The sequence below is a fragment of the Micromonospora fiedleri genome (assembly GCF_016774385.1).
In the GTDB taxonomy this organism is placed as follows: domain Bacteria; phylum Actinomycetota; class Actinomycetes; order Mycobacteriales; family Micromonosporaceae; genus Micromonospora; species Micromonospora gifhornensis.
This window is the reverse complement of record NZ_JAETXL010000010.1, coordinates 1-14,145: the sequence shown is the minus strand read 5'-3', so window position 1 is coordinate 14,145 and position 14,145 is coordinate 1. Positions and strand designations below refer to the sequence as shown.

Annotated in this window: 11 protein-coding genes; 4 read left to right on the top strand and 7 right to left on the bottom strand. The window is 69.3% G+C overall.

Annotated features, from left to right (window positions below):
• Positions 1-160 precede the first annotated feature (160 nt).
• Entirely contained in the window at positions 161-2,161 is a 2,001-nt protein-coding gene (thrS, locus tag JMF97_RS24930; RefSeq protein ID WP_203223737.1) for a threonine--tRNA ligase, read from the top strand.
• A gap of 52 nt (positions 2,162-2,213) precedes the next feature.
• Here thrS and JMF97_RS24925 read toward each other — a convergent pair whose 3' ends face one another.
• Positions 2,214-2,963 (bottom strand): D-Ala-D-Ala carboxypeptidase family metallohydrolase, encoded by a 750-nt coding sequence (locus JMF97_RS24925; protein ID WP_126712575.1) that lies wholly within the window; start codon positions 2,961-2,963, stop codon positions 2,214-2,216.
• Between the two features lie 213 nt (positions 2,964-3,176).
• Between JMF97_RS24925 and JMF97_RS24920 the strand changes: the two genes are divergently transcribed.
• Positions 3,177-3,689, top strand: a complete 513-nt coding sequence (locus JMF97_RS24920; RefSeq protein ID WP_013732680.1) for an HIT family protein — start codon at positions 3,177-3,179, stop codon at positions 3,687-3,689.
• A 33-nt stretch (positions 3,690-3,722) separates the two neighbouring features.
• On the opposite strand, the gene drmC is transcribed toward JMF97_RS24920, so the two are convergent.
• The 6 genes from drmC to JMF97_RS24890 all read right to left on the bottom strand — a co-directional run bounded on the left by drmC (position 3,723) and on the right by JMF97_RS24890 (position 12,130).
• On the bottom strand, positions 3,723-4,526 hold the full coding sequence (gene drmC / locus JMF97_RS24915) for a DISARM system phospholipase D-like protein DrmC (RefSeq protein WP_203223736.1): 804 nt from the start codon (positions 4,524-4,526) through the stop codon (positions 3,723-3,725).
• Complete coding sequence (drmB, locus tag JMF97_RS24910; protein ID WP_203223735.1) at positions 4,523-6,367, bottom strand: DUF1998 domain-containing protein; 1,845 nt, start codon at positions 6,365-6,367, stop codon at positions 4,523-4,525. Before drmB ends, drmC begins: the two co-directional genes overlap by 4 nt.
• Positions 6,364-9,867: a DISARM system helicase DrmA gene (gene drmA, locus JMF97_RS24905; protein WP_203223734.1), complete on the bottom strand. Its 3,504-nt coding sequence runs from the start codon at positions 9,865-9,867 to the stop codon at positions 6,364-6,366. The genes drmB and drmA overlap by 4 nt, the downstream gene beginning before the upstream one ends.
• A 96-nt stretch (positions 9,868-9,963) precedes the next feature.
• On the bottom strand, positions 9,964-10,383 hold the full coding sequence (locus tag JMF97_RS31545) for a hypothetical protein (RefSeq protein ID WP_307817101.1): 420 nt from the start codon (positions 10,381-10,383) through the stop codon (positions 9,964-9,966).
• 319 nt (positions 10,384-10,702) lie between these two features.
• Positions 10,703-11,617 (bottom strand): DNA-processing protein DprA, encoded by a 915-nt coding sequence (locus JMF97_RS24895; RefSeq protein WP_203223733.1) that lies wholly within the window; start codon positions 11,615-11,617, stop codon positions 10,703-10,705.
• A 174-nt stretch (positions 11,618-11,791) separates the two neighbouring features.
• On the bottom strand, positions 11,792-12,130 hold the full coding sequence (locus JMF97_RS24890; RefSeq protein ID WP_203223732.1) for a hypothetical protein: 339 nt from the start codon (positions 12,128-12,130) through the stop codon (positions 11,792-11,794).
• A 108-nt stretch (positions 12,131-12,238) separates the two neighbouring features.
• Between JMF97_RS24890 and JMF97_RS24885 the strand changes: the two genes are divergently transcribed.
• Positions 12,239-13,123: a helix-turn-helix domain-containing protein gene (locus JMF97_RS24885; RefSeq protein WP_307817100.1), complete on the top strand. Its 885-nt coding sequence runs from the start codon at positions 12,239-12,241 to the stop codon at positions 13,121-13,123.
• 105 nt (positions 13,124-13,228) lie between these two features.
• Entirely contained in the window at positions 13,229-14,122 is an 894-nt protein-coding gene (locus tag JMF97_RS24880; RefSeq protein WP_203220936.1) for an IS5 family transposase, read from the top strand.
• Positions 14,123-14,145: the final 23 nt, after the last annotated feature.

Sequence of the window (14,145 nt, the reverse complement as noted above, 5' to 3'; positions counted from 1 at the left end):
TCCGGCCACACCTGGTAGTTCGGTTTCCGGGCCGAAAAGGTTCAACGCCGCCCGGATTCGTCCCCTACGGTGTCGGGGACGGTGGCCGTCGGGCCGACCGATACCATCGCGGTGAGCCGTCACCGGCACCTTCCGTCACATCTGCTGCGAGGAGTTCCCCGTGTCCGCACCCCGTACCCCCGCCGTGGCCGACCCTGTCGTCGTCGCCGCCGGGACGACGGCGGCCGACGCGGTGGCCGCCGCCGAACTGCCCACCAGCGGTCCGAAGGCGATCGTGGTGGTCCGTGACCCGCAGGGCGTGCTGCGGGACCTGGACTGGCGTCCGGCCGAGGAGACCGTCGTCGAGCCGGTCGCCCTCGACTCCCCGGACGGGCTCAACGTGCTGCGGCACTCGACCGCGCACGTGCTCGCCCAGGCGGTGCAGGACATCTTCCCCGAGGCCAAGCTCGGCATCGGCCCGCCGATCGAGAACGGCTTCTACTACGACTTCGCCGTCGACAAGCCGTTCCAGCCGGACGACCTGGCCAAGCTCGAAAAGCGGATGCAGGAGATCATCAAGTCCGGCCAGCGGTTCCGTCGCCGCCGCTTCGACAGCCTGGACGAGGCGAAGGTCGAGTTGGCCGCCGAGCCGTTCAAGCTGGAACTGATCGACGTCAAGGGCGAGGGGCTGGACTCCTCCGAGGTGATGGAGGTCGGCGGCGGCGAGCTGACCATCTACGACAACCTGGCCGCCACCGAGGACAAGGTCTGCTGGTCGGACCTGTGCCGGGGCCCGCACCTGCCCAACACCCGGCTGATCGGCGCGTTCAAGCTGATGCGTTCGGCCGCCGCGTACTGGCGTGGGTCGGAGCGCAACCCGCAGTTGCAGCGGGTGTACGGCACCGCCTGGCCGACCCGCGACGAGCTGAAGGCGTACCTGAAGCTGTTGGAGGAGGCCGCCCGGCGCGACCACCGCAAGCTCGGTGTGGACCTCGACCTGTTCAGCTTCCCCGACGAGCTCGGCTCCGGCCTGGCGGTCTTCCACCCCAAGGGCGGCATCATCCGTCGCGAGATGGAGAACTACTCGCGGCTCAAGCACGAGCAGGCCGGGTACGAGTTCGTCAACACCCCGCACATCACCAAGGGGCACCTGTACGAGGTCTCCGGTCACCTGGACTGGTACGCCGACGGCATGTTCCCGCCCATGGAGGTGGAGGGCGCCAGCTACTACCTCAAGCCGATGAACTGCCCGATGCACGACCTGATCTTCCGCTCCCGTGGCCGCTCCTACCGGGAACTGCCGCTGCGGATGTTCGAGTTCGGCACGGTCTACCGGTACGAGAAGTCCGGTGTGGTGCACGGTCTGACCCGGGTGCGCGGCATGACCCAGGACGACGCGCACATCTTCTGCACCGAGGAGCAGATGGCCGGCGAGCTGAAGTCGCTGCTCGCCTTCGTCCTCGAACTGCTGCGCGACTACGGCCTGGACGACTTCTACCTGGAGCTGTCCACCCGCAACCCGGAGAAGTCGGTGGGCACCGACGAGAACTGGGAGCGGGCCACCGAGGCGCTGCGCTCGGCCGCCGAGGAGTCCGGACTCACCCTGGTACCGGACCCGGGCGGGGCGGCCTTCTACGGGCCGAAGATCTCCGTACAGGTCAAGGACGCCATCGGCCGGACCTGGCAGATGTCCACCATCCAGGTCGACTTCAACCTGCCGGAGCGCTTCGGCCTGGAGTACCAGGCCGCCGACGGCACCCGGCAGCGACCGGTGATGATCCACCGGGCGTTGTTCGGCTCGATCGAGCGGTTCTTCGGGGTGCTCACCGAGCACTACGCGGGGGCGTTCCCGGCCTGGCTGGCCCCGGTGCAGGTGGTCGGCATCCCGATCCGTGACGACCACGCGGACTACCTGCACGGCTTCGTCGCCGCGCTGCGCGCCGAAGGCATCCGCGCCCAGGTCGACTCCGGTGACGAGCGGATGCAGAAGAAGATCCGTAACGCCCAGCAGCAGAAGATCCCGTTCATGGTGATCGCCGGGGACGACGACGTCGCCGCCGGTACGGTCTCGTTCCGCTACCGCGACGGCTCGCAGCGCAACGGCGTGCCGCTGGCCGAGGCGGTCACCCACGTCCTCGACGTGGTCAACACCCGCACCAACGTCGGCCCGTCCGCCGCCTGACCCGCCGTTGCGGCAGCCCCGCATTCGGCGGGGCTGCCGTCGCACGGGTGCGTCAGATCCCGCAGCTCGGTGCCGACCAGGAACGGCTGGGCGTGTTGCCCAGGTGGGTGTGGTCGTTGTGTCCCGGATATCCCGGGCCGAGGATGTTGGTGAACCCGTGGTTGCGGGCCTGCTGGGCGAGCGCGCAGAAGGAGTGCGACCCGACCAGGTCGATCCCGTCGCCGTAGAGGTGTCGGCTGTTGCTGGCGCCGCCGACCGCGCTGTTGCAGGAGTAGCTGCGGAATCCGCTGCTCAGGTAGAGCGGTGCGTTGCCCATGGCGCGGCGCATCGCCTGGAGCTTCCACATCGAGACCAGGGCGTTGAACCGGGCGGTGCTCGCCGACACCGCGCCGCCGGACCAGTCGCTGTTGCACCGGTTCCACTCGGCGTAGCTGAAGCTGACCGGCGTGCAGTCCGGATCCTGCAGGGCGTAGATCTGGTTGAAGGTCTGCGCACCGGCCACCCCGTCGGCGGCCAGCCCGTAGGCCTGCTGGAAGCGGATCACCGCCGACCGGGTGGCCGGGCCGTACGCCCCGTCGAGGGTGAGCACCGCGCCGTAGCCGGGGTAGCCGGAGACGCGGATCTGCAACTGGCGTACGTCCTCGCCGGTCATGCCGGAGGAGAGCGTTCGACCCCAGGTGTAGCAGGCGTCGGCCTGGGCGGGGGTGCCGGTGGCGGTCACCGCCGCCAGGCTGGCCAGTGCGGCCAGGGCGCAGGCGGTGAGGGCACTGACCAGACGGTGCCGGACGGTACGTCGCTCCACAACCACTCCAATCGACGATCTTCGAATTGTGAGGAGTGAAAGTTTCATCGACATCGATGTAATAGTCAAGAAATCCTTGTCGCATTCTGCAATTGGCCGTCACCCGGTGGCCGCGATCGCCGGACGTCTGCGGTACGGGGTGGCGAACCGGCCCCGTGCGGTACGTAGGATCGCCGTGTGACTGGGGCGGACGAGCAGCACATCGACAGGGACATGGCAGACGGGCTGGACCGGCTCTGGACCCCCCACCGGATGACGTACATCTCCGGTGAGGACCGGCCCGAGGGCGGCTACGAACAGCCCTCCGGCTGCCCGTTCTGCCTGGCCCCGGGTCGACCCCACGAGGAGAGCCTGGTGGTCGCCCGGGGCGAGCACGTGTTCGTCGTGCTCAACCTGTACCCGTACAACCCGGGTCACCTGCTGGTCTGCCCGTACCGGCACGTGGCCGACTACACCGACCTGGACGAGCCGGAGACGGTCGAGCTGGCCGCGTTTACCCAGACCGCCATGCGGGTGGTCCGCAAGGTCAGCAACGCACACGGCTTCAACCTCGGGATGAACCAGGGCGGGGTGGCCGGCGCGGGCATTGCCGCCCACCTGCACCAGCACGTGGTGCCCCGGTGGGGCGGCGATGCCAACTTCATGCCGGTGATCGGGCGTACCAAGGTCCTGCCGCAACTGCTCAGCGACACCCGCGACCTGTTCGTGCGCGCCTGGCCCAGCTGACCGGCGGGCACCTGCCGTCCCGCCCAGGCGGGTTCAGGTGAGCCGCTCCAGCGGGCCGGTGCGCGGGTCGGTGAGGGCGCGGAAGTGCGCGACGAGCCGCCCGACGACCTGCGGATCGTTGAGCATCACCCCGACCTCGATGTTGTCGGACAGCGCCCGGCCGGTGAGGTTGGCGCTGGTGATCACGGCTTGCCGGTCGTCGGCGGCGACGAACTTCGCGTGCAGTGCGGCGCGCGGGCTTCCGTCGGCGGTGCGGCGGGCTCCCGGCCAGTGCCAGAAGGTGGCCTGTCGGCGTACGGCGGCGAAGGCGGCTGCGGCCCCGGATGATCCCCGCAGGGCACCCCCGTTCTCGGCGGAGCTTTCCAGGATCAGATCGATGTGTACGCCCCGGTGCGCCGCCGAGCGCAACTCGGCGACGACCTCGGGCACCCGGTACGCGGCGAAGCTCGCCACCAGCAGACGGCTCCGGGCCTCGCGGATGACCTGCACGATCACGGAACTGGTCAGCCGGACCGGCACGGCGGGGCTGGTCGGGCCGCTGACCACCAACCGGGTCCGCTGTGCCTCGACCCGCTGCTGCATGAGTGCGGCGCTCCGCAGTGCGAGAGCCACTGCCGAGCCGGGCAGGTCGGGCGCCTCGGTCTGCCAGGCGGTGATCAGCCGGGTGGCCTGGGTGGCTACCGAGAACCCGTGCCGGGCCGCGATGAGGTCGACTGCCAGGGCGGCGCCCGGTTCCCGGTCCACGCTGCCGAGCACACCGGCCCAGGCGGCGATGTGGTCGGCGGGGAGAGCGGTGGCGATGTCGGCGATCACCTCGGCGAAGCGCTCGTGGCTCATGCGGTGAAGAAGCCGGAGCCGGGATCGGTGAGGGTGTCGACGAGCAGGGCCCGGTCCAGGTAGTGGTTGCCTCGTTCGCAGGAGGTCTCGGCGGCGAAGAGACAGGCGTGGCAGGCGGCGGCCGACAGCCGGGAGTGCACCCTCGGGTCGTGTTCCGCGCAGAGCGGATCCGAGCTGCACAGCCGGGCGGCCTCCAGGGCGCGTTCGATGAGCGCGCCCAGCCGGTCGGTGCGCCCCAGGGAGACGAGCCCGCCGAGGGTGCCCTCGCTGTCGGGTGCCGAGGTGTAGAGCAGGATTCCGGCGGCGGAAGCGTCGTCCGTTCCGGGGTAGATGCGTTCCCGGATGCCGGCGGCGCTGTAGCCGCATTCGAGAGCCAGCTCACGGATGAGCACGTGCGCGAACGTGTGCAGCAGGACGTATCGCGGCCCGGGATGGGGAGCCGGGTCCATGTTCCGCGAGGCCCGCCAACGGTCGTGGGCGACGGTCAACATTTTCTCGCGTTGCTTGACCTCCGGGCGGTGTTCCCACTCGACGATCCGTTCCTCGGCGAGGCGCAGGAAGATCCCCTCCCCGCGCATCTCCGCACAGGGCAGCCAGGTGGGTCGGCCGACCGTCAGCGGGGCCCGCCGCCGATCCGGGGTGTCGAGGACCACCCACTCGGGGCCGTCGATCCGGGTGAAGCCGTACAGCGCGGCGACCTCCCGCAGCCGGGGAACGAGGACCACGTCCCGCAGCCAATCCCGATGCTGGGTCGGTACCGGCTCCGGCCGGGTGGTGAAGTCGGGCAGCTCGAAGCTGCGGCCGGAGGTGAAGGCGAGCCACTCGGGCGTGTGCAGGTCGGTGTCGTCGTGGCTGGTGTCGTCGGTGCCTTCGGCGGCGGCGTGCCGTTGGATGGCCTCCCAGGCCCGGTCCACGCCGTACGGCCTCAACTCGGGCCAGCAGACCTGGGTCTGCATGATCTGCTTGGCGGTCTCGGCGTTCAGCCCGGCGAGAAAATGCAGGTGCTCCGCCCAGTTGTCGGCGACCACCTGGTCGACCGGGGTCTCGGCCCGGGGGAGGCTGATGACGCGCAGTTGCATCGCGAACCAGCTGTTGGTGGCGCCGAGCGCCAGGGTCCGGGTGGCGGCGCCGCAGGAGTCCCAGGTGCCCAGGTGGGGGTGGCGTCCACGACAGGCGGGAAGGGTCCGCTCGGCGGGCTTGCCGATCGCCCGGGACATCGCCATGGAGGCCCCGCACTCGCAGTTGATGATGATGTTGGCCGCCTCACCGGTGCTGCCGCGTTCGGTGAGCTTGAGGGTGTGGCCGGGGCCGGGATCGGTCCCGCCGTGTGCGACATACGACCAGGGGAAGTCGTCCAGGTGGCCGTTGTCGCAGGCCAGCACGAAGCGGGCAGGCACTGCGGTGGGCCGGGACGGGCCGTTGCCCCGGCAGCTGTGCACGTAGCGGGCCTTGTCCGGCTGGAAGGGGGAGGAGAGCAGGTCGAACAGCCCGGAGGTGACCGGGGCCAGCCGGTTGCACCGGGTGTCGGAGCAACGCAGCCAGGTGGGGAAGAGGGTCACCGGCACGCCCACCCGGGTCCAGTCGGCGAAGGGGTCGGAGGTCTCCGGCAGGTGCGGCGGCAGGCGCAGGCTCTCCACCTGGCCGCCGAGTCTGCGCCGGAGCGCCGCCAGCAGTCGCTCCTCGACGACCGGGACGGAGTGGGTGAGGTCCCAGTGCGCCAACCCGAGGGTCAACACCGACAGGCTGGGCAGGTCGGCGACCGACCCGACGCCGTAGGTGTGCAGGAGCTGGTTGGGACGCAGCGCCCCGACCCGGAGGCTGCGTTGCTGCGGGCCGGTCACGAGGAACCTACGGGCGCGCTGGCGACGGGCGGGACGAACGGTGGCGGCTCCTCGCCGAGGGCGGCGAGTTGCAGTTGGAGTTGGATGCCGGGTTCCACGTCGCGCAGGGAGGTGGGGCAGGTGGTCTGCTCCCACCGGCCTTCGTCCGGGCGGTGCAGCAGCCCGGCGATGTCGTCGCTGTGGTAGGGCTTGTCGTAGGCCAGCCGCCGCGCGGGTCGCATCCGTTCCCGGGCCCAGAGGTCCAGGCGGGCCTCCAACTCGTCCACCACCCGCCGGCTGATGGTGTTGTCGGCGGCCACTGTGCTGCGCCGCTTGAGGAAATTCACGACGTGCTCGGCGAGTTGACTGTGCCGGTCGAAGTCCCCGGCCCGAAGGTTGCCGTTGTAGGTGTCCTCCAGGTCGCGGATCAGCGCCACCAGCACTCCGGTCAGACCCCGGTCGATGGCCCGCTCGGCGAACGGGGTCACCGACAGGGCCTCGACCTGCCGGTAGACAGTGGCGTGGAAGTGATCGAACCGCTCATAGTGGGACAGGTCGCGCGGTCGGGCCCAGTTGTAGACGGTGAAGACCAGGCCCGGGGCCCGTCGGCCGACCCGGCTGGTGGCCTGGATGTACTCCGCGGCCGACTTCGGCTGATTGGCGACCACCATCACGCCGAGCCGATCGATGTCGACACCGACGGAGATCATGCTGGTGGCGAGGAGTACGTCGATCGGCCGTTGCCCGCCCTTGACCCGGGTGCCGGAGAACCGCACGGCGAGCCGGTCCAGCAGGGGCCGGATCGCGTCGGAGGACATCCGGGAGGTCAGCTCCTCCAGGTGCGGGTCGTAGCGCCGGGCCAGTCCGCGTTCGTCCGCGCGGGTGAGTCGGGTGGAGATGTCGTCCTCGACCACCCGCCGCATACCACCCAGATCACGCAGGCTGTTGAAGTATCCGACCAGGGTCATGTACGGGTCGGTGACCGGGTTGCCGCCGTACTTGTCGTGGAGCTTCTGCGCCGCCCCGAGCACCGAGACGTACACCCGGATCAGGGTTGACCGGAGCCGGTTGCCGTGCGCGCAGATGCCGACGTAGCGGCGACCCGGTTGCTGCTCGCGCTCGCGCTGCCGGGCGAAGAAGCTGTCGGCGGCGTCCAGCCCCGGCGGCGGAAAGACCTCGGTCCGCCGGTGGAACAACGCGCCGATCTGCTGCTGCGCGCGGCGGATGGTGGCCGTAGAGGCGATCACCTTGGGTCGGGACAGGTGCCCGGGCTCCGGCTCCCAACTGGCCAGCCGGTCCACCGCGGTCTCGTAGAGCCCGACCAGCGAGCCGAGCGGGCCGGAGATCAGGTGCAGCTCGTCCTGGATGATGAGGTCCGGCGGGCGCAGCGGCGGGCAGGGGAGCACCCGGTTGCCCGGCCGGTGTCGCCGGCGCTCCCAGTCGGTCGCTTCGAGGTCCTCAGTCAGGTAGCCGTGCTGCTCGCAGCGTTTGTGCACCCGGCCGAAGAGGGTTGCGGTCTCACCCTTCCACGGCAGTTGGGCGAACTTGTCGACGGTGGCGATCACCAGGGCCGGTGGGTGTCGATAGATCTCCTCGTCGACCAGGAGCACCGGAAGCCCCCGCTGGTCCTCGGGGAGCGAGAAGCCGCCCAGGGTGCTGAACGGGCAGTCCACGTCCGGGCAGAGCACCAGGGTGCGCCAGGGCTCCCGCTCCACGACGATGTGTCGACCCGGGTCGATCCTGGTGCCGCACCAGGGGCAACTGGTGAGCTGATGCGGCGAACCGACCCCCCGGTTGGGGCGATTCTGCCGCCGTTGATCCAGCCACTCCTTGGCGTCCTGGGTGCGGTTCGGGGTGACCCGGCCCCCGACCCACAACCCGATGCGGATCGGCGTCTCGCCCCAGGTCTGCGGCGCGGCGCGGCGCAGGGTCTCCGCCGCGCAGATCAGGGTGGCCGCCCGCTCGAACTGCTGGATCGTGAGCAGGCGCAGGGTGTAGCGCATCAGCACCGTCAGCCCGTCGCGGCCGGTCAGCCCGTGGTAGTCCGGCTGCCGACGGCGTACCGCGATGGCGAAGGCGGTGAGGCCGAGGTACGCCTCGGTCTTGCCGCCACCGGTGGGGAACCACAGCAGGTCGGCGATGGCCTGGTCGGTGTCGGCACTGCGCTCCGGGTGCCGGGGGTCGGCCAGCGCCGGCAGGTTGAGCAGGACGAAGGCCAACTGGAACGGGCGCCACCGGTGGTGGTCCGGCTGGTCGACGTCAGCTACCGCATCCGCCAGCGCAGTCTTCGGATCCTCCCGTCGGCGACTGGCGGCCATGGTGTGCACACGTTGCAGATACATCGCCCGGTTGGCGAAGCCGAACGCCTCGCGCGCCGTCGGATCTGCGGCCAGCAGGTTGATGCCGGCTTCGATCCGGTCGGCTGACGTCCGGGCGTCGCGCAGAGCGTCCCGTACCTCCGGGCGGTACTCGTCGAGTCGTCGGGCCGGGTCGCCGGCGCTCGCCTCGTTCTTGGTGATCCACCTGCGGTAGCCGGCGACGAGGGGCCGTAGCGCCCTGGTCAGCGTCGCAGCGGGCCCGGCCTCGGCCAACTCGGCGAGCCGCTTCATGTCCAGCTCCACCTCGGCCAGCTCGGGCAGCAGATCCTTGTCCTGCCTGCTGTCGGGCACGTCGGTGAAGGGCATCTCGTGGATGGGAACGGTGGTGGTGCGGATCTTGTGGGCTCGGAGTGGATCGGCGGGCGCCAGCTCGGCCGTGACGGCCGTGCCGTGCCCCACCGCGAACTCCGGCTGGAAGCGGTAGGCCATGGCCAGCCGACGCCGCTCGGCCTGATCTGCGGCGTCACCACCGGCGACCTGTTCCGGCCGGGGCACGAAGACCGGCTCGCCCTCCTCGGGGCCGGTCGCGCTCAACTCCACCTGAAAGATCCACTGCTTGGGATCCCGGGGGGACGGACTGGGCTGCCGGTTCTCCAGGAAGAGCGAGACCAGCCAGTGCTCGCCCAGGCGACGTGCCCGACCACGCATCACCACCTTCGGCTGCGCCGCGTCGACCGGCTGCGGAGCCAGCAACCCCTCAGCCAGGGTCACCGTCACCGGGCCGCCGCGCTGGTGCCGTCGCCAGACCCGCTGCCCGGCGTGCTCCTCCCGGTCGGACACCCCCATGTCGTAGCTGCCCCAGGCGGCGGTGACCCGCAACTGGGTCACCGACACCGGCACGGAGGTGGTGAAGCCGATCGCGGAGGGGGCCATGCTGGGCAGGCTCGGAGCGCTCGGCTCGGCACCCCCCTCCAGCGGATCGGACACAGTGGCCTCATCGAGGGTGTCCTGATCGGACGGGTCAACCGACTCACCGTTGGGGGCGAGTCGACCGAGCAGGTAGCGATCGAGTGGGTTCTCCCTGGTCGGAAACTCCTCCGCCGCACCATCGAGCGGCCCGAGCAGGTCAGCCAGGACCAACCCTTGCAGCTCGTCGCGGATCACCCGCTCATCCGGTACGGCGAGCACACCCTCCCCATTCATGAAGGTGACCGTAACGGTTAGGGACGACACCGGAGGAACCGGCCGCTGCGGCATCGTCGAGGGGCCGGCCCACATCGACGCCGGCGGAACTTGTGGTCAGCCGCTGTCTGCGGCACACCGATTGGTGTCGAATACCGGGTCAGCGATGGCATCGAGCAGCCGCTTTGCCGGAGCGTAGTTCGGATCTACGTGGCGACCGAGGACGATCGTTGCCACCGTGGCCGCGCCTGCGGCCTTCAGGGCGTAGGCGAGTGACTGCACACGGGCACCAGTCGTCCAGGTGTCTTCGAGGATCAGCGCGTGGATCGGCGCGCGGGACGAGGGCATTGTCGGGGCGAACCAGTCGGTATGGAAGTCGTGGTCGTCCGGCCCGTAGTCCGGGTTGACCGCGCTGTCTATCCAGGGCAGACCGAGCCGACTACCGACGAGCTCGGTGAGCGGGTGTGCCCCCGGACGGCTGCGGGTGCTGGGGACGGTGATGACGTGCGTCGGCGAGGCTCCGGTGCGGGCCGTCACGCAAGCAAGGTGGTCGTGCAGAAAGAGCAGCAGTACGGCGAGCAGGTTTCGCCGACTCTGCTCGGACCGGGCTGCGCCCTTGTAGGTCCGGAGATTGTGATGGTGTTGCCCGCTGCGTGGGGAGTAGGAAATCGGAAGGACGAGGTCTGCGAGGACGCCGTCCGACAGAGTCAGGTGGGACTGGCAGCGGAAACAGAGTGGGTAACCCGCACGCCGAACACCACGGCAGGTGGGACAGATCCAGGGGTACGCCGACAGCGGATTGCGTAGGTAGCCGCGCTGAACTTCGACGTATCGGCGGATGATGGTCCAGCGATGATCAGTGGAGTGCGAAGTCAGGGAAGTTCTCCAGGCCGGCTTCGGTGGGTTGGTAGCTGAGGATGTCATCGACGGCTTCCAACAGCTGTGCGGTGCCGTGGACGACGTAGACGCCGGGCTTTTCGGCGAACGCCTTGGCCCAGTCGCACTGCATGACCTGACTCGTGAGGACGACAGGACGACCGTGTTGGAGGGCGAGCCGGGCCTGGACCCGTGCTCCGCTGGTCTCTCCTGCCTCGACGACGACAGTCGCGACTGCGTACCCGCTCATTACCGCGTTGCGCATGGGGAAACTCTGTCGGCTCGGCGGGGCGTCGGGCCAGAACTGCGAGATCACCAGCCCCACGTCGGCGATGTGGTCCTGTAGGCGCCGGTTGTCCGCCGGGTAGTAACGGCGAATCCCGGTGCCGACGACGGCGACCGTGCGCCCTCCTGCCTCCAGTGCGGCGGTGTGAGCGGCGGTGTCGATGCCGGTGGCGAGCCCGCTGACCACGGTCACGCCACGCCCTGCCAGGGTGGTGGCACACGCTCGGGCGATCCGTAGCCCGTCCCTGCTTGCCTTACGGCTGCCGACGACGGCGACCGCCCGGTCGTAAACCCGCAGGTCACCCCGGCTAAACAGGAGCGGTGGCATCTCCCGGATGCCGAGCAGTTGGGCCGGGTAGGTGGCGTCGAAGAAGGCGTGAACGCCGATTCCCTCCGCCTGCCAATCGGCGATCTCGGCGGCGGCAGCGCCGAGCAGACTGGTTACCGAATCCGCATCCGGGAAGAGCGTGTCGGATTGGCCGACCGTGTGGTCAAGGACCGCCTTGGCGCTGCCGTTCTCCTGGATCTGCAGCGCCGTCTCGGGCCAGCTTGCATGGGGGCGGCGGAGTAGGGCAACCAGGGCCGCCCGCTCGATCGTCGCCGTGTCCATGCGCATGATGGTAGGCCCCGGCCTGCCCTCATGGTTCGACCATCCCGGCCGCGGCCGCCGATGGGAGTTCCCGCAGGAGATCACTGCTCGAACATATGTACGACCCTGCTCGACGTCAAGCGAGACTCGGGGGCAGGAAGGTGATGACGTCCGGAGGTCGTGTCGGGCGACGTTTCACCCATTGGTTGATCGGTCGGCCGGGACCAGGGCTTCGCTGCCGGACCAGTCGATGTTCTCGTCCGCGATCAACTTGTCCGGTTCGTCGTCCTCGTCGAGCGTGGAGAGGCTCGCGTAGTAGCGCCCGAAGCCGTAGCCACCGGCTCGCAAGGTGGCCAGCGCCCAGTCCCGAAGCTGATCATGCAGCGTCTCGGGCGTGTGCGGGTGCACCGGCACCCGGATGACCCCGAGCAGGTCGTACCACTCGTCCCGGGTGCTGGCGTCGACCACCCGGCAGAGCGACAGGGCGTGCCGCACCTCCGGCTCCCGAGGAAACCACCTGACCTCACCCAACATGCCGCCTCCCTGTGCCAGTCAAGCTCCTCATGGCAGCATCACCGATGTCGCCATTTATATCAAGGGCCTATCGCAAGGAGCAGTTGCCGGATATTGTGAGCGCCATAGATGCGCCAGCGAAGGGAGCGGATCGAGATGGCATCGAACTCCGGAAGTACTCGTCGTAAGCGGCCGATGCTTGTGTCCCCGACCGTGCAGGCATGGGAGCTTGGGCTGCGGCTGCGTGAGCGCCGCGAAGAAGTGGGGATGACGGCGGTGGCCGCTGGCAAGGCCAGTGGCATCACCCAGGCGTACATCTCCGGGGTGGAGGCCGGGCGAGTCAAGCTGCCGGGCGACCGGCTGGCCCAGCTCGTCAAGGTATACGAGATCGACCCTGCCGACGCCGCCGAGCTGGAGGAGCTGCGGGTCGCCGCCATGACGCGCGCTTGGTGGCACCAGTACTCCCAACTCTTCCCGGCCGAGTTCCTCCGCTTTCTCGGCTACGAAGCAGGGGCCGAGCACGTCCGGAGCTACCACAACGAGCTGGTAGATGGCCTGTTGCAGACCGAGGAGTACGCCCGCGCGGTGATCCGAGGCGGCAACACCTACGTCCGACTGACCGAGATGGACCGGCGGATCGCTGTGCGGATGGCGCGGCAGCAGCGGCTGCATGGTGACCACCCGCTGCGGCTGACCACCGTGATCGCCGAGGGCGCGCTACGGCAGCAGGTGGGCGGCCCCGAGGTGATGCGCGGCCAGCTCAATCACCTCGACCGACTGCTGACCGAGCGACCGGAGCAGTTCGAGATCCGAGTCATGCCCTTCACCGCCGGGGCGCATCCCGCGCTCGGTAGCCCGTTTCAGATCCTGTCGTTCCCGTCGCCCCGGTTGCCCGATCTGGTCTGGCAGGAGGTGCTCACCTCCAGCGACATCATCGACCAGTCGAGCCGGGTCGCGGACTACGTGGTCACCTTCGCCGAGGCGCGGGAGCGGGCGCTAGGCCGCGTTTCGTAAGTGCGGGCGGGGTGTGACGTGTCTGGGCGTGGCGGTTGTCGATACGAAGTGAGGTCTCCGGTAGATGGGTTAGCGACCAAGCAAACCTGAACCACCGGAGACCTCGTGCCCAGGGTAGTGGCAGCGAGGCGGCATGATCTCACCGACGCTCAGTGGGCGGTGCTGAGGCCTGCGCTGCCTGCGGATCCTCGGCGAGGTCGTCCGCCGCGATGGACGAAGCGGCAGATCATTGATGGGATCCGGTGGCGGGTTCGGGCGGGAACGCCGTGGCGGGACGTGCCCGAGGTGTACGCGCCCTGGCAGACGTTGTATCGCTGGTTTAGGCGGTGGCAGCGTGACGGGACCTGGGCGAAGATCCTGGCCCGGCTCCAGACCCGGGCCGACGCGGCCGGTGACATCGAGTGGGCGGTGAGTGTCGATTCCACGATCAGTCGTGCCCATCAGCATGCTGCGGGTGCCCGTCATGCAGGTGACCTGCAGAAGGAACCGCCGGGTGGAGTGTTCACCGAACCCGCCGATCATGCTCTGGGCAGGTCCCGGGGCGGGTTCACCACCAAGACCCATCTGGCCTGCGAACAAGGCCGTAAGACGCTGTCGACGGTGATCACTGCTGGTCAGCGTGGTGACAGTCCGCAGTTCATCACGGTCCTCGAACGGATCAAGGTCTACCGGGTCGGTGGTGGACGGCCCCGCACCCGGCCGGACCTGGTCTTGGCTGACAAGGCGTACACCAGCCGAGGCAATCGCGGGTACGCCCGCCGCCGCAGGATCAGGGTGTGCATCCCGAGCAAGGCTGACCAGGACGCCCACCGCAAGGCCAAAGGAGCCAAGGGCGGGCGTCCTCCGTCGTTCGACCCGGTCCTCTACCGGCAGCGTCACGCCGTGGAATGCGGCATCAACCAGCTCAAACAGAACCGGGCGATGGCCACCCGATACGACAAACTCTCCGTCCGCTTCGAAGCCACCGTCACCATCGCCGTCATCAACCAGTGGCTTTGACGGCCATTACGAAACGCGGCCTA

What these genes read in the sequence shown, in the direction of transcription:
- JMF97_RS24920 (WP_013732680.1), top strand. Translation starts at nt 3,177, where the DNA reads ATGGCAGACGGGCTGGACCGGCTCTGGACCCCCCACCGGATGACGTAC.
- drmC (WP_203223736.1), bottom strand. Translation starts at nt 4,526, where the DNA reads ATGAGCCACGAGCGCTTCGCCGAGGTGATCGCCGACATCGCCACCGCT.
- drmA (WP_203223734.1), bottom strand. Translation starts at nt 9,867, where the DNA reads ATGAATGGGGAGGGTGTGCTCGCCGTACCGGATGAGCGGGTGATCCGC.
- JMF97_RS24895 (WP_203223733.1), bottom strand. Translation starts at nt 11,617, where the DNA reads ATGGACACGGCGACGATCGAGCGGGCGGCCCTGGTTGCCCTACTCCGC.
- JMF97_RS24890 (WP_203223732.1), bottom strand. Translation starts at nt 12,130, where the DNA reads ATGTTGGGTGAGGTCAGGTGGTTTCCTCGGGAGCCGGAGGTGCGGCAC.
- JMF97_RS24885 (WP_307817100.1), top strand. Translation starts at nt 12,239, where the DNA reads ATGCGCCAGCGAAGGGAGCGGATCGAGATGGCATCGAACTCCGGAAGT.